This is a genomic window from Vibrio azureus, assembly GCF_002849855.1.
GTDB lineage: Bacteria > Pseudomonadota > Gammaproteobacteria > Enterobacterales > Vibrionaceae > Vibrio > Vibrio azureus.
In genome coordinates this window covers 632,105-654,760 of sequence record NZ_CP018617.1, presented here as the reverse complement: position 1 = coordinate 654,760, position 22,656 = coordinate 632,105, and the positions used below count along the sequence as shown (strand labels likewise).

Below are 22,656 nucleotides of genomic sequence, written 5' to 3'. Positions count from 1 at the left end.
TATAAGGTTTCCTTTAAGCCGCTTCAAAGGCCAGTGCTTTTTTCTCAACTTGGCGAAATATCAAAGTCAAAGCACCATTTACACTTAAATAAAAGGCACCTGCAATACCAAATACCGTCAGCGTATCGTAAGTTTGCGCGTTAATGCGCTGCGCGTAACCCATCAGATCCATGATCGTAATCGTGCTTGCTAGTGACGTGCCTTTGAAGACCAAAATCACTTCGTTCGAGTAAGCCGGAACAGCACGACGAATTGCGTATGGCAGCAGCACTTTTAGCGTTGCCGTTTTGTTCATACCCAGAGCACGACACGCTTGCCATTGCCCGGAAGGAATCGCGTTAAACGCTCCTTTGAACAGCTGAGTACTGTATGCCGCGGTATTGAGCGCTAACGCCAACATCGCACAGAACCAAGGTTGGCTTAGCCATGTCCAGAATATGCTTTCTCTTACTACATCAAATTGGCCCGGACCGTAGTACACCAAGAAAATCTGTACCAATAAAGGCGTACCTGTGAACAAGGTGATGACGCCACGGCTTATCCAATGCAAGCCCGGAGTACGTAGGATCAGAGTCAGCGTCATCATTAGAGCTAAGAGACAGCCCACAACCAAGGCAGCGGCGGTCAATTGAAGGCTAGTGCCTAAGCCATCCAGCATTTGCCAAACGTGTTGTTCGTTCATGCGGTCGCCTCCTGTCCCATACTCATACCTTGAATTGAGAACTTCTTATCAATCAGTTTGACGGCACGTTGCGTAATAAGCGTAATCACTAAATAAATTGCAGCAGCCGTTGCATACCATGTAAACGCTTCATGCGTCGCTGCAGACGTTAGCTGCGCTTGCTTCAACAAATCCGTTACGCCTATCAATGATACAAGTGCGGTGTCTTTCAGCAAAACCAACCATTGGTTAGTTAATCCTGGTAGTGCGTGTCTTACAGCTTGTGGCAAAACAATGCGAACAAAAGCGTGTACTTGACTAATGCCAAGGGCACTTGCTGCTTCTCTCTGCCCTCTCCCGACCGCTTTTAAGGCGCCACGTAAAGTTTGAGAAGCATAAGAAGCGAAGATCAATGACAACGCCACCACGCCAGACAAGAACGGACTAACCTCAATAAAGTCTCCGGTGATTAAAAACAGAACCTGCGTCGAACCAAAATAGATAAACAACACAACAAGGATTTCTGGCAAGCCACGTACCATTGTCACAAACGCCGTCGTTGGCCATTTAACGAAAACCCGCCGAGACATTTCACCACTGGCGAATACCACTGCCAGAATCAAACCGACTAAAAGGCTTGTGAAGGCTAGTTGGACAGTCATCCAACTAGCTTGAACAAGCGATAAAGAGTAACCCGTTAGTGCCATATTACTTACCGAAGTACTTGTTGTAGATTACGTCGTATTCGCCGTTCGCTTTGACTGTTTTTAGTGCCGTGTTCAGCTTGTTCACTAGCTCGTCGTTCCCTTTGTTTACCGCGATACCGAAACCGTTACCGAAGTATTTAGGGTTAGTAACGTGCTCGCCCACGTACTCTAGATTGTCTTCTTTCTTGAACCATTCTGCTACGACGGCTGTGTCACCGAATACAGAATCAATACGACCATTCTTCATATCGATGAACGCGTCTTGGTAGCTTGAGTAAGGAACCGCTGTTACGCCTTGCATTTGATCAATCAGGTAGCTTTGGTGTGTTGAACCGTTTTGAACACCAATACGCTTACCTTCTAGTGCTTTCTGATTAGCCACTTTTTCTTTGATAGAAACAAATGCTGCTGAGTTGTCGTAGTAAGGGTCAGAAAAGTTCACTTGCTCCAAACGCGCGTCGGTAATGTCCATTGCAGAGATAGCCGCGTCATAACGCTTGAATTTTAATGCAGGGATCAGGCTGTCAAAAGATTGGTTGTGGAAGGTACATTTTGCTTCCATTTCTTTGCATAGTGCGTTCGCAAGATCCACATCAAAACCTTGAATTTGGTTGTTTTCATCCATGTATTCGAACGGTGCGTAAGTCGCTTCCATTGCGAATTTGATCTCTTCTTGTGCCGCGGCATTCACTGCCATGGTTGCAGAAGAAAGGCCGATTAGTGAAGCTAGTAGAATCTTTTTCATTGCAATACTCCGTGTGTACTTAGTGGGCTGACACTCGCAATGACAGCCGAGCTTATCTGTTAAATAGACTGAACTTTAAAAATTTAATTTAGTGATTGAGATAATCCGCAAACTGAGTGGTTTTCGGATTAACAAATGCTTCATGCGTACCGTGCTCTACGATGTGCCCTTTTTCTAGGTATAGAACATGGCTAGCAATTTTCTTTGCGAAATCCACCTCGTGGGTCACAACGACTTGTGTAATTCCGGTTTCGCTTAAATCATTAATGATTTTGACCACTTGGTTCGTGATTTCAGGGTCAAGCGCTGCGGTAGGCTCATCAAAAAGTAAGACTTCAGGTTTCATCATTAACGCGCGAGCAATCGCTACACGTTGCTGTTGACCACCAGAGAGTTGCATCGGCCATGCATCCGCTTTGTCGGCCAAATGCAGCGTTGAGAGAATTTGCATTGCCTGCGTCTTCGCTTCTTCTTTGTTCATGCCAGAGACTTTTACCGGAGCCTCAATCAGATTATCCATCACTGTCATGTGTGGCCACAGGTTATACTGTTGGAACACCATGCCCACTTTACGGCGGAGCGCTAAACCTTGTTTCTCTTTGATTTCAGTTGAAAAATCGAATGCGTTATTAGTGATGTTTAACTGACCGTTATCAGCTCCTTCTAGAAGGTTAAGAACACGTAGTAGAGAGCTCTTCCCTGCACCACTTGGGCCAAGTAACACCAACGTTTCACCACTTTCACAATTAAAACTGACATCGTGTAGAACTTGGGTATTACCGTAAGATTTATTGATACTTTTAACTTGAATACTCATGCTGCCATACTGCATTAATTGTCACTTGGCATTTATACTAACAATTTTGACTTTTTATGCAAGAAAAATGTATAAAAACTTAAATAAGTAACAGGTTGTATATTTTATCGCTATAAATAAAGTTAAAAGCACTGATTGAATGTTGCTTTACTGAATTCAATGCTAACCCAATAGCTATCCCCAAGTAGCTTCAAGATACAATACTTCGTTCATTAGACAAAAATCACAAAAGAGATATTTATAATTGTTAAAAAATACAACTAAACACATAATACTACTTCTTATTTAGCAACAAGACATAGAGCTATTATGAGCCAAATTAATACGTTAAATGAGTTAGCAGCCCTATATCCCGAACCGAGCACAAGAGCCAGAAACAAAGTTCAATATCAAATCGATAGCTTTACCAAAATCTTTATCGAGCATAGCCATTTTGCACTTTTAGCAACAACTGACTCCGAAAACTTTACCGATATTTCGCCTCGTGGGGGTGAACCAGGCTTTATTAAGGTACTAGATTCTCATACCCTACTCCTTCCAGATAGCTCCGGAAACAATCGCATAGACAGCTTTAAAAATATCATTAATAACCCACATGTTGGATTACTTTTGATGGTTAATGGTATTGATGAAGTCGTTCGCCTCAAAGGAAGTGCAACTCTTCATATAGACGAAGAATTAAAAGCATTATGCCCAGATGGCAAAAAAGCCCCAAAGCTAGTCGTTAAAATTGATGTTAAAACTGTCTACTTCCACTGCGCTAAGGCCATTATGAGAGGCAAGCTCTGGCAGGAAGATCATCGTGTAGAAAGAAGTATACTCCCCTCACTTGCACAAATTATGAAAACGCAACAGAATAATTCTGAATTAACTTCCGCGACTCAAGAAGAAATGATTAAGTATTACAATTCGACGCTGTAGTACAAACGGATAAAAACATGCCGCATCAGTAATTAACGCGGCATGTTTGGTCTTATTGGCATGTAATTCAACAAGAGTTAAATCAAAGCTTTGAATTTCAGCGCTTTAAATCTCTTATTTACTCCCTCAAGTTTACGATCTCGGAGTAAGAACAGCGCTCAATTTTCATTCAGGTTTTGATACAACACGCATGTTATCCATATAATAATCAGGAATAATACGAGGGAAATACTTATCGCTTAGACACTCGTAATAGAATTCCTCATCTTTCGTACCTTGTGGAGCTAACCCACACACTTTTGAAGCACGCGTTTTATTAACGTATTCTGGTTTTTGGTTATCAAAGACCTCTTCAACAAAGTAAAATTTATTCCCTTTCACCACGCCAGAATTTACTCGTAAGAACATGGCTTCGTTTAGCCTAAAATTAGCAACTTCATTGTTGTTTAAGTTACTAAAGATTTTTAATGTATAGTGGCTTACATCTGCATCGTATAAAGGTTCTTTAGTTAACGTAAGTTGTTGCTTTTCAAAGATGATATTTCTGAACACAATTGAACCACTATCATGAACTAAGCTTACTCTGTATCCCATGATATCTTGGCCATACTGTCTTGGGTCCACTCCAGAAATATAATGAAGGCCTGAGAAAATCCATTCCCAAGGATTGATAAAAGAAGGCAGAACTTGATATAACCTTACCGTCGCCGTATTACCATTGGCCATCTGATCCACGAGTGCCGAACCTTCTTGTTGATCAAACAGTGAACTTACGGTAATAGGGAAAGACTTATATGAAAAGTCAGGCACGTAAACACATTTTTCTTCTAGGGTGATGCCGTTGGTAAATCCACTTCCTGCAATCTCATCGCTGTTACATAGGTGACGCTCAGACTCTCCAATAATTACTTTTGGTAGATGTCTTACTCCAGCTGTAATAGCACTTGCAATATTAAATGTTTTCCCGAAGTGTGCGATCTTAAAGTTTGAAGTTACCGCTTGATTCATTGCTTTCGAAGCAGAGTCGACAAAGGTCGCTCCAGTTGGGCCGGTTGTAATGGCGACTAATGAATTAAATAAACGACGAATATTCGGTACCACACCTAAGTTCCAAATCTTGCTTGCCCATTTCGGCTGAGCCAGGCCATCCTTCATGACTTCCCAAGACATTTTATCAATATCGCTAGGCATTGCTCCTGATTCGAGCTCATCTCTTGTAAACAGCAGTGTCTCCTGATTCTGTAAAATATATTGTCTGAGCTCAAACATAAACCTTGCTACAGATATTTTACCGTTTTGTGAGACTAAGTATTTCTCTGGGTAGATAGCGGATACATCACCGCTTCCCGGCCCGAACCTTTCGAAGCCGACCAAAGCAATTTCTGCCAGAGACATCTCTTGGTAAGTCACGTTATTGTTATTTGTGACTTTTACAATGACATCAGTAGTACATTCAGCACACTCAGTAAGATCACGAATCACGTCTTTTATATAGCCATTTAATTCGTTTTCTGCTGCAGTAAGAGAAATTTTACTTTCAAGGTACTTTTTAGCAAAAAGCAGTTCTTGATAGTGGATTTTTTCTTTCTTAGTCGGTTGTGGAACATTAATACCTTCAGGTTCCATTACAGCTTGGCGATAATCATATGCCTGTTCTGTATAATCTAACAACATACGTTGATCTGTACTGATATAGTCAGTACTTAAAGTATTATCGTTTTCTTTCAAATGATCTACGATCAGTTGTTTTGCTTGGGCACCAAAGCGATCCTCCATGATTGCACGGCTATCAGCGACGATAGGGCTAAAGTAACCTTGATCACCATGATGGACGTCTGCCAAAACAACACGAGTATTTTCTATCATTTCTAGCTTGATGTTTAGGTATTGTTTTTTTACCGGATCAGACTCAGCGTGCCAAGCCGATGACACACTATCACGCTTATCTTCTAAGTAAGTACTGCATGTCTGTTCTTCTGTCTGATAATTAAGACAGTTTTTCGACAACACCAATTGAAATAGGTAGAGCGGGTCTTGGTACTTTGCGTCTACCTGATTGTAATATACCGTTTGCACCACGGTAGAGTGGTTTACTTCTTGTGCGAAAGAAGTTGGAGAAAAAAACAACATTGCGCAAGCAAGTTGAATCGTTTTAGAAAGTTTTTTCATGTGTTTTTATTACCACTGCGATTGAATTAATCGCTATTGATAATAATAACACAACTAAATTAGACAACACTAAATATAAAAATAATAATAATGAATAAATCAATAATCCATAAAGATATCTAAACATTAAGGAATGAACAAAAAACATTTAAATTAAGCAACAATAAGTCATAATGTAAAAAATAATTAATTATTATTTAATTTGGAGGTGTTGTGAGTTTACGTTACTTTATGGGGTAAAGTGACTGATGAAACCAGTCACTTTTATTTCCATGAACATGGGATTAATGTTGTACCCACGTGACTTTGAAATGTTTATATATACCCACTCAAATGCATAAACGCATTTTAGCTAGCTTAGAAACAATGCCACTCATTGTGGAATGAGCGGCATTTTACTCGAGGTCTAACCTAATTAACCTCTTCTTAGCATCAATTTGCGGTCTTTTCAAAACTTGCAACAATGCTGATTTGGTCAAAATTTCGATAACCACGGATCATAATGTTGAAAATACCTGCAGGTTTGTTGAACACACACTGCTCATTGCTACCATTTTGGAATGGGCGACAGTCGAAATTCGTTAAGGATACTGCATCGTTATACTTAACGAACAAGTCAGCATCACCACTTCTCGGTCCTGATATGGTGATTGTTACCTGCCCTTCTTCTTGCGTTTCAAAGGTAAAGAATTGCTCCTCACCATACCCTGCTTCTAAGTTGTCAATTGGCTGACCATTTTCAAGTCGAATAGAGCCATCCTCTTGACCCAAACTAGATTCAATCAAATACGCAATCGCAAGTTTAGCAAACTTAGAGGCATGGCTCGCCGTTGGGTCAGAGTTTTCTAGCGTATCTTCATCAGTATGAATGTGAGGGTTGAATTCACTAAACATCGTTTCGAATGGCATTGCAGCTGAATAGCCCAAATTATGCCAAGAAGCATGGTCGGAACAGGCATAGCCACAGCGATCAAAGTCATAGCTTATTTCATCGGCATAGGTATCAATCAATTCACTGAGAAATTCGTTAAGATTGCTATCGGTGTAGTCAGAAATAAAGGTAATATCGTTAGCAGAACCATTATAGTTTGTCATATCTAACTGTAAAACAGACAAAACATTGGCATTGTCATCTTTCATGCTTTGAGCAATATCTTGCGAACCGCGCAGTCCAACCTCTTCGGCAGCATAACCATAAAACTTGATGGTTTTGTCTGGCTGAATCCCACTTGCAATCATCAACCGCAATGCTTCTGTGACTGTCGCAATACCGGACGCATCATCATCAGCACCAGGGGAAATTGTTCCTTCCCGCGTCCAGTTACCAACCGTAGAGTCTAAATGTCCACCAATCACAATAATCTGCTCAGGTGTTGTTTTACCTTGTAAAGTCAGCTCCACAGACCTTTGTGGGTAAGCCGCATGAGTTACTTGGCGAGCAGAAGCATAATCTACACCTTCGATTTCTTGTTGCCAACGTTCTAACAACCAATCGGAGGCTTCAATCCCAGTGGACGTGGTATAAAAGCGGTTCGTAAAATTACTCAAGTTTTCTATTGTTTCGACCATGTTATTCGGCTCTATTTGAGCAATGAGTTCCCTTACCTTTTCTTGATGACTTATGGTCGGTTTTTGGTAGTCTTGACGGTTAATGGGCATTGACGCTGCTTTTAAAGCAATGGCCTTATTTTCATGGACCATATAACCACCACAGCGATGCTTATCGTGATGCATGTGGCTAGAAAGCGCTGCCAGTTGCTTCATCTCTATTTTTGCCACGATAGACTGTGTTTTACCAGAAAATGGTTTATATATTTCAGCCCCATGTTGTGTGATTAAATGCATCGCATCGGCATCTGTGGTAATCCAAACAGAATTATTTTCTGCCGTTTGAGCAAACAAAGCAGGCGACATCATACTGCCGATCAAAGCCATAGATATTAGGTTTTTTCTCATTTATTTTTCCTTAAAATAACCAAATGACGTGTACTTAGCCGAACCTAAGCTTTAATAAGTGGTTTGACGAAATGGTAGTCTCGTTTTTCCGAGCAAATTCCAGAAGAAGTACACACTTGGTACTCAACATCAATCGTCTCGTCAAATTCAAATTCATCAACATAGCTATTTAGCTCTGTTGCACCAACGTTGGTGCCGTTTCGTTTAATGATGAAGTAATCATCCACATCATAATTCCACGATAGTTTGATTTTTGCCTGACCGTCCGGGTTTTTGTCACCAAACTCCATATCCAGTTTAAATTCACCCGACTTTTCGGTACTTTCTGTCGCTTCAAAGTTAACTAAGATCTGAGTTTGGTCGAAGTTTCGGTACCCTTTCAGCATGATGTTGAAAACACCAGCCGGCTTGTTCAGCGTACAGATTTCATTGCTACCGTTAATAAACGGACGACAATCGAAGTTTGTACTTGATACGCTGTCTTCATATTTCACGTATAAGTCAGCATCACCACTCCGTGGACCAGATACTGCAATTGTTACTTTTCCTTCTTCAGGGCTCTCAAAGGTAAAGAATTGCTCTTCACCATAGTCGGATTCGAGGTTTTCAACAGCTTCACCTGCCTTTAGTTCAATCACGGTCGAACTGGATTCAAGACTGGTTTCGACTAGATATGCGATGGCAAGTTTGACAAATTTACTTGCATGAGTCGCACTCGGATCAGAGTTATCCAGTGTATCCGCTTCAGAGTGAAGGTTAGGGTTGGTGTCTGCAAATAAGCTCTCAGCAGGCATCGCAGCAGAGAAATCAGCATTATGCCAAGATGCATGATCGGAGCATGCATAACCACATTGATCAAAATCGTAACTTATCTCACTGGCATACTCATCTAACAGTTCAGTGAGAAATTCAGTGAGATTACTGTCTGTATAATCGGTCAAGAAAGTGATGTCATGAGCGGAACCCTGATGATTTGTCATGTCTAATTGCAACACTGAAACGACTTGCTCACCGTTATTTTTGAGTGTGTTAGCAATATCTTGTGAGCCCCGTAAACCGACTTCTTCAGCAGCATAACCATAAAACTTGATGGTTTTATCTGGCTGAACGCCGCTGGCTATCATCAAGCGCAATGTCTCCGTCACCGTTGCAATACCAGAAGCATCATCATCCGCTCCAGGTGCAATGGTTCCTTCCGTTGTTAAACTACCTACTGTTGAATCTAAGTGACCACCAATAACAACAATCTGCTCAGGGTGAGTTTTCCCGATAAGCGTCACTTCTACCGATTTTTGTGGGTAATCTTGATGTGATATTTGACGAGCCGATGCATAATCGACGCCTTCAATTTCTTGCTGCCAACGTTCTAATAACCAGTTTGAACCCTCAATTCCAGTAGTGGTGGTATAAAATCGATTGGTAAAGTTCGACAATATTTCAATCGTATCGACAATATGATTTGGCTCGATCATTGCTATCAGAGGTGTGACTATGTCTTGATGGCTAATTGTCGGTTTTTCAAATTCTTGACGGGTGAAAGGCATTTCAGCAGCCAGTTTAGCCTCTTCAAGACTGCTATGAACCATATAGCCACCACAGCGATTTTTTTCATGATGCATGTGACTGGTTAGAGAAGCTAATTGATCCGCATCTAGCTTAGCGACAACTGAACGACGATTATTTATAACACTTGTGAATATTTTCGCTCCGTGTTTACTTATTAGATGTTGAGCGTCTGCATCAGTGGTGATCCACAGCGTATTATCATTTTCTACAACATTCGAACCTGCCGTTACACTAAAAGCTCCAGAAAGCGCCAACGCTAAAAGCGACCTCTTCATATTTGATAGTCCTGTTATTATTTATCCAAAAAAATAGGGCTCCTACTGGAGCCCTTGCTTTAGTTTATTATCTATTTTTCTTCATATTTGTTTTCATGAAACGATAGTGTTTCTTTTCAGAACACACATTTCCTGACGTACAAACTTGGTATTCAACGTCAACTGTTCCATCATGCTCAAACTTATCTAGGTAGGAATGGAAGTCAGTTGCACCAACATTTTTACCATTACGCTTGATAATGAAGTAGTCTTCTGTATCGTACTTCCAAGACAGTTTCACGCGCGCTTTACCATCTGGGAACTTATTACCGAAGTTAAGTTTAAGTGGGAATGCCTCAACAGCATCATCTTCTACGACTACCGATTGGCTAGCTTCTGTTGAGCTTCCGCCGTTATCTGTAACGCTTAGCGTGACATTGTAACTTCCAGCATCAGAATAAGTATGGCTTACTGTTTCACCCGTTTGTGAGCTGCCATCGCCAAAGTCCCACTGATAAGAAACAATGTGTCCGTCACTATCAGTGCTAGAGCTGACAAACTCTACTGTTTTTCCATTTACGCTGTAAGTAAATGCAGCGACAGGAGGGATATTCTCTGCGCTTTCATCAAATGAGGCTTTTAGTTCAGCATTATCGTAACCAGTATAACCAAATACATTGATCGTGTAACGACCCGCTTCTGGGTTCTCAATCTCACAGATCTCATCAGTAACAGATAGACTTGAACAAATATTATTGGTCGAACTTGGCGCATAATCCAAACCAACATAGATATCTGGATCACCACTATCGACTGCGAGTTCTATTGTGAGCTTCTCACGCCCTTCCGGAACTTCAATATCATAATAGGTTTTCGAGCCCGTTGATCCGCTGATGGTCATCGCTTGGCCATTTTCAAGACGTTGATATTCTGGCTCAGGTGGTAGAGGTGGCTCTGCACATGGTTCGACACCAACGATACCAAATGCATCGTTCACTGCTGCTGAATCATAACCTAAATCATCAGCCGCATTTTTAACACCGCAGGCTCCTTCCCAGAAGTTGCTATCCTCAGTCCAGTATACCTGGTTAGCAAGCACAAAGAGTTCAAATGCTTTTTTAGTATCCCAGCCAGAGGTCGTTGCTAAGTGGTAAAACGCTTTGTTGAAAACACCAGAACTGTAGTGAACGTTTAAACCTTCATAATAGTCTTCTGCATGATTGATAGAAGTCCCATCTCGAGATGGATCATCCATATAACGCAAAGCACCTTCTTCTTTGAAGATATCATGCCCCACCATCCAGTCATTACTGCCTTTCATGTAATATTCAGCAGCTTCACCTGCAATATCAGAAAACGCTTCGTTCATACCACCAGATTGCTCTGCATAGATAAGAGCTGAATTCTGTTCGGTAAAGCCGTGGCTCACCTCATGAGCAGAAACATCCAGACTCACAAGCGGGTAAAAGTAACTTTCACCATCGCCGAATGTCATTGCTTCTCCATCCCAGAAAGCGTTTTCGTACCCATCGCCGTAGTGAACTCGCATCATCAACTTAAAGGTTAACGGCGCAGTATCAAACCAGTTTTTATACATATCAAAAACGATGTTTCCAAAGTAATGAGCATCGTTTAGCGGGGAGTATGCCCCATTGATTTCTTTAAATTCATTACGTGGGCATTCATAGCTGTATGGTGTACGACCTTCCGTTGAACCATTGAGGTTTACAGTAATGACATTTTCAGACTCCATGACACAATTTGTGCCATTTTCTTGAACATCAAGGTAATGATAGTCCGTGCCATACTCATACATGCCCGTTTTCTCATTACCACCTGGGCCAGTGCCTATTTCAGCATGTGTAATCCCTTCCCATCGATTAAGTACCTCACCAGAATGCGCATCAAGCATCGTAAATGGACGTGAAGGAGATAAACTGTTGCGGTCTAAGAATGAAATGACATAGACAAGTCGAGTCTTTTTGCCATCTTGATAAACATACAAGTCATCTTGGACATTTTTCAGCATATGACGAGCAAACGCTTTATTTTCGTAGTTCTTTGATGCAACTTTTAACGCTTGTGCACGGTTCAATTTGGGTTTAACGAAGCTACGATCAACACCATTTAAGCGTAGGTAATTTCCTTGTACACCTTTCAGTGCACCACCTTTAAAGCTTTGTGTTGCATTTAGTGAATGTCCCCATACGGGTACGCCCCAAACATGTTGTTGAATCTTGACTTTATAAATACCACGTTTCTTTAAATAGATATTCTTAACTTGTTGAAAGCTTGAAGAATGACTGACACCTAGCTGCTTATTTAGACCAGAGAAGCTGGTAAAATTAACTGGCTTCGTCAGAGTGACTGACTCTCCTGCATATACTGACATCGTCATTACACTGGCAACGGCAATAGCGATCAGTCTTTTTTTAATTCTCATTTATCTATCTCCTTGATGTATTCACTTCGAATCTATCAGAAAAAAACACACGAAGACCGATATTTAATATCAATTAAATAGTTGTGATGAGTTAACTGTGAAATATATGCAACTGGCAATTCTAAAGGTTACAGAAATGTTAAATCAAGAAAATTTCATGAAAGAAGATCTCATATCGAACATAAATTAAATACAAATAACACATTAATTATTTTTGTTAAAAAAAATAGAAAATTATGCTTAGATATAAAAATAAGATTTTAGCAGGGAAAGCATGTTAAGAAGTTGTTAATTCTGGATTTTCTTCTTCAACTGGAGTATTAAACTGCATACAAGGAAAGAATGCAAACAATAAAGCATCTTTCGTAGTGAATAGAACAGAAGTTTCTACACCGTTATTCAGGAGGGCAAGCGATAAACTTTATATTATTTTTATAATTGATACTTATCAGGCAATCCTCATACTCCTTTATTTCAATCTTATCAAAGATATGATTATCTGATTTAATTCTAAACATAAATTTTTCTTGCCAAACATCATAGTAATATACCTTAATTTTATTTTTCAAATGCCATCCATTAATAAAAACCCTTGATTTAAAAATAATATCGACAAGCTCGTCATCGCTATTTTTCAAACTTCCTTGATCTACTCCAACATTATTATCATCAACCATAACTTCGTTATAAATTTTATTTTTTGTTTCTTTTACAGGCACAATTTTTTCTTTTTCCTCTTTATTAGCACTAATGCTAGGTGATGAGTGGTCTAAGTATGACTTTAAACTAAATTCTCTCTCAACACTGAATTTATAAATTAAAAATACGATTACACAGACTGCAATAATCGGCCAAATCATGATATTACTTTTGTTATCAAAATGAAGTAAATTACCAGTTTTAACATAGTTCCTCTGATAGTAAGAATCATAGAGTCCAAATACTTTTTTGTTGTAGAAACGAAGCTTTGAGTTTAAAACAACGACTCGCTCTTCAGTTGGAACACCATCATAAACCTTTTTTATGTATGAAAGCTTTTTTAAAAAAAATGGATTATGTGTTGTTTTATGGGCAAATGAAATGAGATCTTGTATTTTTTCAGGCAAAGACAGAGGCGATTGGGTAATAATAAAAAAATCAGTTCTAAATTTACGATGCTGCGCAAAAAGCTGAAACCAAGCTTCTTCATCTTCTTGCAGTAAAAATTGAAATTCATCTAAAATAAAGGTGATCTCGTACTCTGAATCATCAATCACCTTCACTATATCAGTCAGTTGTGGACTTTCATTTACCTCAAGATTTGGATCTGTAATGCTTACTGGGATGTTTGTGAAAATTTTATTACCTAGTTTTAAATTAGGTAATATATGAAACTTTACTGCTTCATACGTTTTTCCAGTTCCAGGTCGGCCATAGATCAGTGACAACATGGTTATCCCCTTAACACCCTAATAAAAGTAACAATTGGAAGTGCCAATAGACCACAAAAAATGACTAAGAAAAAACCTAAAAAGAATCCTTCATTAACTAAGTCTACAACATGAATTTCTTGTTCATGGTTTCGTATTGCAACTGTGATTCTATCTAACGCTTTTACTATGTCATAATTTTCACAGTTACCTAGACTGTCATCTTGGCCATAGTTGAAATCAAAATCGGCATTCATTGGTGCTGTAGTAGTAGGATTAGCCTGATTATTCATCATTTTATAATCGTCTGACATAAGTCCTCACTTGCATACTCTTTAAAATTTCATCAAAGCAATATACAGGCCAATTATGTTGAAGCTTAAAATTGGCTAAGAAATTGCTTATAAATTGTAAAAAAACTAGGAGTATGTATGGAGACCATCAGCTTTCTTGTCGGCGCTATATGTGGGTTGGTATTTATGCTTCCTTGTCTTATTGCATTAGTTCAATAAAGCAAACCATCTCAAAATGCGAGTCAATATTAGAATTTTCTACTCAACAACAGGTGATTTTTATGGTAAAAGCCGCAAAACTCATTACTAACGAAGTTATTGTTCTTACTGTTATCTTGATCAACGCCAGTGTTATGGTTGCTCTGGATACTCAACCATCTCTGGATAAAACTATCGGCTCGTGGATTTTATGGGTCGATTTTGCTTGTGTGCTTTATTTTGCATTCGAGCTATTTGTTAAACTCAGCGATCTCGGCGTTAAAAAGTATTTTTCAGATAACTGGAACCGTCTTGATTGCGCCATTGTTGTCTTAAGCTTACCTGTTCTTATCGAGCCGTTCCTAAGCGGTGGTATTGGTTGGTTAGAAGATGTCGCTATTTTACGTTTAGCCCGCTTCCTAAGGCTCTGGCGTATTCTACGGTATGTTTACACATCCGATACTTATAAGTGCTTGCGTGTTCCAGTCTTATTATTAATAGGATTATCTGGCTCGCTATTACTTGCTGAGTCTTGCAAAGATATGCTCGGTGATAACTTTGCAAATATTAAGCTGACTTTTGACGTTCTGTTAATTCTGAGTCTTACTTTTTTAATCGCCAGAATCATCAAAGTCTTTTTTGCTACTTTTGTGCGCAGAAAACTGACAGCAGAACCCTACTTCTTTGACATCTCATTAGTTGATTTTATGTCACTCGCAGCTTCTCTATTTATCGGTCTGAATGGATTGATGCTCGCGATTCAAACAGCAGGACATGACCCGTTTACTATTCTAGCGGGTTTAGGCATTGGTGGAATGGCCATCGCCTTTGCAGCACAAGATGCAGTAGCTAACATTATTGCAGGCATAATGTTATTGGTACAAAAACCATTTAGAACTGGAGACTGGATAAATATTGCGGGTAAATCTGGCGCTGTACATCATATAGGGCTTCGTTGTACAACATTAGAAGAGTTTGGTGGTGAACATTTAATCTTTCCAAATAAAGTCTTCATGGACAGCCCAGTAAGAAACATCGATAAAAGAGGCTTTTACCTGCTCACTGGTGACATCAAGTTACATCATGAAACACAACCTGAAGATATCAGTTATCTTATCGATAAAATTAAAGAAATCTGTGCAAATCATCCTGAATTACACAATGAATGTGGTGTGCGTTTTGAAGGCTTCGGTGAAGCTTGTTATCCCGTGTCTTTCTGGCTTTGTGTCAAGGAATGGAATAAAGATCAAGCTATCGTTTATCGTGATCATTGGGAGAAAATTAGGGTTGTCGAACAAGATTTTTACATCCATGCAGCAAAAGCAATGGAGTTAAAACAACTACGCGTTGCCATGCCAATACGTGAAATGACGTCTGGGCAAATAAAATCGGCTTAATTGACTGTTTACGGAGTGGTTATTATGTACATGAAACTCTTTTTTGTCTGCTTAGCAGGCTTACTAATTCCATACGATGTTCTTGCAGCAGCTACGGAAAACATTGAGGAGATTTCGAGTTCAATCGATTTAACCTCAGTGGAGTCCACGGCTTCTGATGTCGGTGTTACTGCTGTTGCGGTGAGTGCCACAGTCAAAGCGGTAGGAATTATTAAAAATGTTATTAATCAAGCATAAAAACATGAGACGGTATATACATCATAGTATCCTAACCAAGTAATATTAAGATGCTTGTGTATATGCCGTCTTTTTCTACACTAGCCCACCTGCTCCACAAGAAGAATGCTCGCTGTTTTCAACCAAGAAAATGGAGGCGGCTTGCTTTAATTGCTCCCAGTCTCCATCTGCGACATAAATACCCTCCTCCAAAGATTGTTTCCGCCTTTCAATCAGAGTTGTATTGCTTATTTGGCGTAGATTGCTTCCTTCTGCCTTTTCAGCAGATAAGCAGGAAGTTGACAACTCAATCATCATAGACTTGCCCTGCTGAAAGTCGACTTCGTTTTGTTCATCTGTTGTGTTTTTTTCTACAAAAAAGATGTCGGGAGCAATACATCCACGATTTAAGATGTATTGGACGTGGAGTGCCTCATTTAAACTGAACCATTCCACTCTGCAAGATATCCCTTTAGCCGATAACCTTAATAGTTCACTGTAAGCTAACCAACGATCATGGCATCGGTTTATTTTAATACGAACCTGTTTGCAAGCGACCATTTTTTCCAAAATAAAGTCCAATATTGCTGGTAAATGGCATGCGATACTTCCATTGTTTAAATCAATTTCACATTCTTCTTTTGTATCGTTTACTATCTTTGCAGCACAGTCATTGTCCAAATTAAGTCGCAGGCTTGCCTGGTTAAAATAATGAATACCATTCAAACCGACCATCTGTAAATCTGCAACCATGTTAGCAACAATATCCGCTTCTCCACATTGACGACGCATACCAAGGAAAGCTTTATAAACACAAGCAACCAATTCATTATGAGAGACAATCATCATACCCCTCCTTCAGCGCTTGCTTTTTCATGGACGCTGTCGCTTCAATAATTGGAAACAACCATGTATCGGTATAGCTAGGATCATTAATTTCATCAATTAATGGCGCTCCTTGGAAGAAAGTAACGCGTACCCAACGATCAGAACGAGGGTCAAATTTAGTCGCACCTAACATTGATAGCTTACATCGTAACAAATGAATAGGTAGAGTTTTTTGGTGAATAACGTTCATTTGTACGTCCCCCATCTTTCGCTGGCATAACGTCCAAACACGACGTGCTATAGTCCGATATTGAGGGTATAACAATAAAAATTCTGCTAATGACATCGTGAAAGAATGTTGCTGCAAGCTGCCATAGAGACAATTAACTTGTCGGCCAATATCTAGAGGAAGTTCGTTTTCTTCCCCCTTTTCTTGGCCACGAACCCCTAGCCTTGGCTCCTCCTTATCTTTAGAGCGATACCAAAACCAGTAACAGCTTTCAGGAAGAGAGTAATCTTCTTTGATGGCCCATTGATACTTCTCCTCAATTGCGGTCATTAAGTCTTTTACAGCAAGTCCAGACGAGAGAGAAAAGGATTCACTTGTATTCATTTGCTCAGAAAGTGAATCAACCATGCATGGGTAGAGTTCAATTAAACATGACAACAGAATTTCTTGGCTCTCCAAACCAAAACTTCTACTATGCTCAACGAGTTCTGACCATGTTTTCTGATTGTCGATGAACCACGGCATACAGTTTATAAGTTGCCTTACGTCTTTTATCGCTTGTTGATTGAGCTGCTGCTGATAGTCGTTAATCGTTACAATCTGCTTTAAATGACGTACCGCTTTAAGCAACAAACGCTCCAAAGCATTCCATTGCTGGATGTCACAATCTAATGCTAAGACTTCAGCAATCGCTTTTTCTCGAGTAGTCATCCACTGATCAACGATACAAGGGTGATGAATTAAAAATGGGGCCATGCCTAACCCAGTTGCATTACCCACACCAAGATAACGTTGAAGCTCTCTATTCAGGGTAACGGCGTTATTATTTCCCTTCTGCCTTGCCAGATAATGAACCCAATCTAAGCTGAACGACCTAAGCAGATAAACGGCACACATTTGAGCACTAAATGATTGGCAAAAATCAGGATTGTTCTCTAGACGATTAAAGTCTGCAATACCAAATTTACCATTACCATAAACCGCTGTAGTACGCAGAATATAACCCACTTCAATCAACTCGTGAGCTTGTGGCTGTACCCCCTCAGATAAAGCTTTTATTATATGCTCAAAAACACGAACACTTTTATTTGCACGGGCAAGTACTAATACTTTGTTAGAATTTCGCCCCGCTTCTTGTAATGGAATGTTTTCACTTAACTGCCTTAATAGCTCTGCATCTACTTCACCTTGTACAAGTGCAAAAGTCACATCCCATTTATTAGCAATGACTCTATCATTACGCTCATCATCTTCTATTTCATTACAAAAAGCGATAAAGTGATACCTGTTTTCAGGCGTGACTATTCGATAGATAACGTAACCAAACCCGCGTGGACATAATTGCCACTCCGTTAAAGAAAATTGCCAAGCGTGACTCGCTATCTTTCGAATCAAACTTCTCGCAAAACTGATTCGAGTTTGATGCATGGCTCCTAGCCGATTTGGGTCCATGACAATAGCTGCCTTTCTTAGTATTGTCTCTGCGTCTGTAGAACGATGTGCGTCCATTTTGCTCACCACCTATTGTTATCATTAATATTCAGACTATTTTATATTTCCAAGTAACCTTTAATGGTTTCCTCTAATAACTTCTCCTCTGTTACCCATCCTTAAACGCCTTGCTCTTTAGCCAAGCTAAGCGCTATCTGAGGAGCATTCCATAAAGAGGGCAGAAGAATGAGGGAAACAGGCACCGCTGTAATGACAATAAACGACTGCAAAGCAGTAATCCCGCCCGCCCCAAGCGAAATTAAAATCAGTGCTGTCACGCCCATTGCAACTCCCCAAAATGCACGAATCAGAGGGTTTGGTTCTGTTTCACCACTTATAACAACGCTGATAGTGTAAGTCATAGAGTCTCCAGTTGTGACAATAAAAATGGTTGTCAAAATCAAGAAGAGGATGGAGATCAAAGTTGGAAGTGGTAATTGTTGAGTGACTGCTAATAAAGCACCCGGAAGATTAAAACCTTCGAAAGCATTGCTGACTGTACCCGGTAGTGACATTTCAAATGCTAATCCAGCTCCACCGACAATGGTGAACCAAAAACAAGTGGTTAATGGGGCAACAATTGAAATTGTGGTTATCAATTGACGTATCGAACGGCCACGCGAAATACGCGCAATAAAAATCGCCATCATTGGGCCATAACCTAAAAACCAGCCCCAGAAAAACACTGTCCACCAGCTCAACCATGCTTCATCACCACGATAAGTTGCCATCGGTATAAAGTTATCCACCATAGTGCCAACAGCTTGGATATAACCGTTGAAGATAAAGCTTGTCGGGCCAAAAATTAGGATATAAACCATTAGTATGACAGCCAGAATAACATTATAACGGCTGAGGAGTTGCATACCGCGATTGATCCCACTCAGTGCAGAAGCGGTATATAAAACGATGGCAAACAAAATGATCAGGGATTGCGTAGTAAAGCTATCAGGGATATCAAACAAAGCATTTAATGCATAGCTAACCTGTAATCCCAAAAAACCAATTGGGCCAATGGTGCCTGCAGCAACAGCAATAATACAACAAGCATCGATGAGCGCCCCGAGTTGTCCTTTGATGACCTTCTTGCCAAATAAAGGGTAAAGAAGAATTCTGGGTTTAAGAGGCAACCCTTTATCATAATGCAAATGCATAACCACAATCGAAGTAAGGCCTCCCACTATAGCCCAAGCGAGGAATCCCCAGTGCATGAAGGATTGAGCAAGAGCATTGACTGCAAGTTGGTGTTTATCGGTCTGCTCAAGATATAGCGGTGGTGGGCTAACGTAATGGGCAATCGGTTCTGCTGCGGCCCAAAATACACCACCACCAGCTAGAAGTGTGCAAAATATGATTGCCACCCAACGAAAGCTGCTCATTTCTGGTTTGCTTAAACCACCTAGCTTAACCTGACCTGTTCTGCCAGAGGCTAAACCAAGCCCAATGAGAAAGGTCAGCAGCAGCAGAACCTGCCAATAAGGACCAAAGAAGCTAACCGCAAGCTGAAAGCCGTTGTTTACTATTTTATTTAACTTTTCACCATCATAGAGTGCAGCAGTAACAAAAACACCTACAAAACTGCTGCTATACCAAAGCGCTGGATTATTCAGGCCAAACTTAGTGGCATTTTCTTTAAAATAATTCTTGCGATAAACGCTATTTACTGAACGTCCATGCGCAGACGCTTTGATACTCTTCGCTAAATCAGACATACGCTGACTCCACAATAAAAATGAGAATTATGCCTTTGACTCAAGCCCTTGTTTCAAAAATTCAAACCAGTTGTCACCCAGTATTCTTCCCGATTCTTTTTCGCTAAAGCCTATGTTTAATAATCCGTTATAGATATTTTCCATACCACCAGCACCACAAAACCAAGGTAAAGCATCTGGCCAACCCGCATTCCCTTGAGATCCTTCGCCATAATCCATCACTTTTGACCAACGACCATTTCGCATCCATTCAAGAACGTGTTGTGGTTGATTGAGGCATAAATCACTGCCAATACCTAGATGCTCGACTCCAACGAGCTCTGCCGTTCTCGCTACCATTTGGCAAAAATCGTCCAGTGTACATTGACTACCGTTGGGCAAATGGAATGGATATAAACTAAATCCGAGTAAACCTCCTCGCTGTGTTAAGGCCTTCAGCACAATATTGGATTTATTGCGTAAAGCGTCATGAGCAAAAATAGGATTAGCATGACTGATACATATTGGCCGAGCAGACAGGTCGATCGTTTCTAAAGTAGAGCGCTCAGCACTGTGCGACATATCGATGATCATGCCGACTCGATTCATTTCTTCAATGACTTGGCGGCCAAAACGTGTTACACCAGCATCATGTTGTTCATAGCAGCCAGTTGCCAACAAGCTTTGATTGTTATAGGTCAGTTGCATAATCATAAGCCCCTGACGGCGCATCACCTCAACCAAACCAATCTCATCCTCTATCGGCGAACAATTTTGTGCACCAAACAAAAAACCAACCTTGTTTTGCCTCTTTGCTACTTCAATATCCGCTACAGAATAGATCGGCATGATCAGATCGGCGTGCTGCTCAAAACGCAAATTCCACTCGGCAAAACGGCTAAGCGTTTCTCGTGCATTCTCGTGGTAAACCATGGTTGCATGAACGGCAGTAACACCACTATCTTTAAGTGATTGAAAATATTCTCGGTTCCAGTTGCAATACTGTAATCCATCGATCACAATCCTTTGTTTAAACATACCTACTCCTTAATGTTGAAACAGTGCAATGAGTGCAGTACTTCACTAAACGGCGCTCGCTTAATATGGACGCTGATAAGCCGTCTTCATTACGGTGTAGAACTCTTTGGCATACTGGCCTTGTTCACGAGGGCCAAAGCTCGATGACTTTCTGCCTCCAAATGGCACATGATAATCCGTCCCTGCAGTAGGTAAATTGACCATGACACAGCCGGTTTGAGCCTGCTGTTTGAAGATGGCACTGTTACGCAAGCTTTGAGTGATAATGCCGCCAGTCAAACCAAATCGAGTATCGTTCGTCACTGCAATGGCTTCTTCTAGATCGGCCACTCGAATCACGCAGGCAAGCGGGGCAAAAACTTCTTCTTGGTTCACAGACCAAGAGCTCTGCGTATTCAAAAAAAGTGTCGGTGACATATAGAAGCCGTCATGTTTCAGTGATAATCGCTCTCCTCCAAATGCCAACTCTGCACCACTTTGTCGTGCTGTTTCAATCCAATCTAAATTGGCCTCAAGCTGTTGGCCGTCCACAACGGGGCCCATAAAGATCCCCTCTTCCAGCGCATGACCGACCTTAAGCTGGCTCATACGTTTGATCAGTGCTTCAACATAGGCATCATGAATACCGTCCATCACAACTAAACGCGACGAGGCTGTACATTTTTGTCCTGCTCCAGAGAAAGAACCCGCGATGGTCGCTTCTACGGCTATCTGTATGTCCGCATCATCTGCAATGACCAAGGCATTTTTGCTGCCCATCTCTAACTGACTACGCACAAAATTCGGCGCCGTCGCAGCGGCCACTTTACGTCCAGTCTCTACTGAACCAGTAAAGCTAACACCATCAATCTCTTTAGAATGTATCAGTGTGTTTCCCACCTGAGAGCCACTTCCTAGCACTAGGTTAAACACTCCCGCAGGTAAACCTTGGCGGTGAATGATCTCTGTGAGTGCAACCGCACTGGCTGGCGTTAAGTTGGCTGGTTTCCAGATAACGCTGTTACCAAATGCAAGCGCTGGAGCAATTTTCCATGCCGCCGTTGCGGTAGGGAAGTTCCAAGGCGAAATAATAGCAACAACACCAATGGCTTCGCGTGTCACTTCCACAGAGATACCAGGACGAACAGAATCGGCACAGTCGCCGATTTGCCTTAGAACTTCTGCGGCAAAGTATTGAAAAAACTGTCCCGCGCGATAAATCTCCCCTCGCCCTTCAGCAAAAGGTTTCCCTTCCTCACGAGACAAAAGTGTTCCGAGTTCGTCACATCGAGCAATGAGCTCATCTCCGATAGCTTGTAATATGGTTTGTTTGCGCTCAATCGGTGTTTTTTCCCATTCAGGTTGAGCTTGTCTCGCGGCTTGAATCGCCTCTTCAACTTGAGCCTGACTGGCTTGAGAAAAAGAACCAAGATTCTCGGTGATATCCGACGGGTTAATATTATCGATACTGCCAATCCCTGCCTGCCATTCGCCTGCTATGTATAGAGACTTTTCTGCTTGAACTTGGATCTTTTCTACTTGGACATCGTTAATAAAAGTCATCGCTCTATCCTTTTGATTGTAATTGTGTATACCCAAGTAACCTCAGATGCTTGGGTATATATTTCTAGTGGTCTTCATTTAGAAG

General features: G+C 40.8%; 17 protein-coding genes and 1 pseudogene. 3 read left to right on the top strand and 15 right to left on the bottom strand.

Annotated features, from left to right (window positions below):
* Positions 1 to 13: 13 nt before the first annotated feature.
* From artM to artP, 4 genes are all read right to left on the bottom strand, one after another.
* Complete coding sequence (gene artM, locus BS333_RS16585) at positions 14 to 682, bottom strand: arginine ABC transporter permease ArtM (protein ID WP_021709828.1); 669 nt, start codon at positions 680 to 682, stop codon at positions 14 to 16.
* Positions 679 to 1,368, bottom strand: coding sequence for an arginine ABC transporter permease ArtQ (gene artQ / locus BS333_RS16580; RefSeq protein ID WP_021709827.1), 690 nt, complete (start codon positions 1,366 to 1,368; stop codon positions 679 to 681). The genes artM and artQ overlap by 4 nt, the downstream gene beginning before the upstream one ends.
* Before the next feature lies 1 nt (position 1,369).
* On the bottom strand, positions 1,370 to 2,113 hold the full coding sequence (locus BS333_RS16575) for an arginine ABC transporter substrate-binding protein (RefSeq protein WP_021709826.1): 744 nt from the start codon (positions 2,111 to 2,113) through the stop codon (positions 1,370 to 1,372).
* Between the two features lie 88 nt (positions 2,114 to 2,201).
* Entirely contained in the window at positions 2,202 to 2,930 is a 729-nt protein-coding gene (gene artP / locus BS333_RS16570) for an arginine ABC transporter ATP-binding protein ArtP (RefSeq protein WP_101903981.1), read from the bottom strand.
* A 309-nt stretch (positions 2,931 to 3,239) separates the two neighbouring features.
* Between artP and BS333_RS16565 the strand changes: the two genes are divergently transcribed.
* Positions 3,240 to 3,851 carry a pyridoxamine 5'-phosphate oxidase family protein gene (locus tag BS333_RS16565; RefSeq protein ID WP_021709824.1) on the top strand — a complete coding sequence of 204 codons (612 nt, stop codon included), beginning with the start codon at positions 3,240 to 3,242 and terminating at the stop codon, positions 3,849 to 3,851.
* Positions 3,852 to 4,016: 165 nt separating this feature from the next.
* Here the strand turns inward: BS333_RS16565 and BS333_RS16560 are convergent, their stop codons facing one another.
* The 6 genes from BS333_RS16560 to BS333_RS16535 all read right to left on the bottom strand — a co-directional run bounded on the left by BS333_RS16560 (position 4,017) and on the right by BS333_RS16535 (position 13,962).
* The gene (locus BS333_RS16560) at positions 4,017 to 6,020 is read right to left on the bottom strand and encodes a hypothetical protein (RefSeq protein WP_021709823.1); all 2,004 of its coding nucleotides are present in this window, start codon (positions 6,018 to 6,020) and stop codon (positions 4,017 to 4,019) included.
* A 432-nt stretch (positions 6,021 to 6,452) separates the two neighbouring features.
* Positions 6,453 to 7,976 (bottom strand): M28 family metallopeptidase, encoded by a 1,524-nt coding sequence (locus tag BS333_RS16555; RefSeq protein ID WP_021709822.1) that lies wholly within the window; start codon positions 7,974 to 7,976, stop codon positions 6,453 to 6,455.
* A gap of 44 nt (positions 7,977 to 8,020) precedes the next feature.
* Complete coding sequence (locus BS333_RS16550) at positions 8,021 to 9,817, bottom strand: M20/M25/M40 family metallo-hydrolase (protein WP_021709821.1); 1,797 nt, start codon at positions 9,815 to 9,817, stop codon at positions 8,021 to 8,023.
* Positions 9,818 to 9,884: 67 nt separating this feature from the next.
* Complete coding sequence (locus tag BS333_RS16545) at positions 9,885 to 12,239, bottom strand: M4 family metallopeptidase (RefSeq protein WP_021709820.1); 2,355 nt, start codon at positions 12,237 to 12,239, stop codon at positions 9,885 to 9,887.
* Between the two features lie 395 nt (positions 12,240 to 12,634).
* Positions 12,635 to 13,669, bottom strand: coding sequence for a zonular occludens toxin domain-containing protein (locus tag BS333_RS16540; protein ID WP_021709819.1), 1,035 nt, complete (start codon positions 13,667 to 13,669; stop codon positions 12,635 to 12,637).
* Positions 13,670 to 13,671: 2 nt separating this feature from the next.
* Complete coding sequence (locus BS333_RS16535) at positions 13,672 to 13,962, bottom strand: hypothetical protein (RefSeq protein WP_021709818.1); 291 nt, start codon at positions 13,960 to 13,962, stop codon at positions 13,672 to 13,674.
* A gap of 260 nt (positions 13,963 to 14,222) precedes the next feature.
* Between BS333_RS16535 and BS333_RS16530 the strand changes: the two genes are divergently transcribed.
* Positions 14,223 to 15,536 (top strand): mechanosensitive ion channel domain-containing protein, encoded by a 1,314-nt coding sequence (locus tag BS333_RS16530; protein WP_021709817.1) that lies wholly within the window; start codon positions 14,223 to 14,225, stop codon positions 15,534 to 15,536.
* 24 nt (positions 15,537 to 15,560) lie between these two features.
* The gene (locus tag BS333_RS16525) at positions 15,561 to 15,773 is read left to right on the top strand and encodes a hypothetical protein (RefSeq protein ID WP_021709816.1); all 213 of its coding nucleotides are present in this window, start codon (positions 15,561 to 15,563) and stop codon (positions 15,771 to 15,773) included.
* Positions 15,774 to 15,848: 75 nt separating this feature from the next.
* Here the strand turns inward: BS333_RS16525 and BS333_RS16520 are convergent, their stop codons facing one another.
* The 5 genes and pseudogenes from BS333_RS16520 to BS333_RS16500 all read right to left on the bottom strand — a co-directional run bounded on the left by BS333_RS16520 (position 15,849) and on the right by BS333_RS16500 (position 22,571).
* Positions 15,849 to 16,598 carry a DUF3726 domain-containing protein gene (locus tag BS333_RS16520; protein WP_021709815.1) on the bottom strand — a complete coding sequence of 250 codons (750 nt, stop codon included), beginning with the start codon at positions 16,596 to 16,598 and terminating at the stop codon, positions 15,849 to 15,851.
* The gene (locus BS333_RS16515; protein ID WP_033003759.1) at positions 16,582 to 18,318 is read right to left on the bottom strand and encodes a hypothetical protein; all 1,737 of its coding nucleotides are present in this window, start codon (positions 18,316 to 18,318) and stop codon (positions 16,582 to 16,584) included. Before BS333_RS16515 ends, BS333_RS16520 begins: the two co-directional genes overlap by 17 nt.
* Before the next feature lie 101 nt (positions 18,319 to 18,419).
* Positions 18,420 to 19,919, bottom strand: a pseudogene (locus BS333_RS16510) (BCCT family transporter); the annotation flags it as partial.
* Positions 19,920 to 20,039: 120 nt separating this feature from the next.
* Entirely contained in the window at positions 20,040 to 21,029 is a 990-nt protein-coding gene (locus tag BS333_RS16505; RefSeq protein WP_021709812.1) for a membrane dipeptidase, read from the bottom strand.
* 60 nt (positions 21,030 to 21,089) lie between these two features.
* The gene (locus BS333_RS16500) at positions 21,090 to 22,571 is read right to left on the bottom strand and encodes an aldehyde dehydrogenase family protein (RefSeq protein ID WP_021709811.1); all 1,482 of its coding nucleotides are present in this window, start codon (positions 22,569 to 22,571) and stop codon (positions 21,090 to 21,092) included.
* Positions 22,572 to 22,656: the final 85 nt, after the last annotated feature.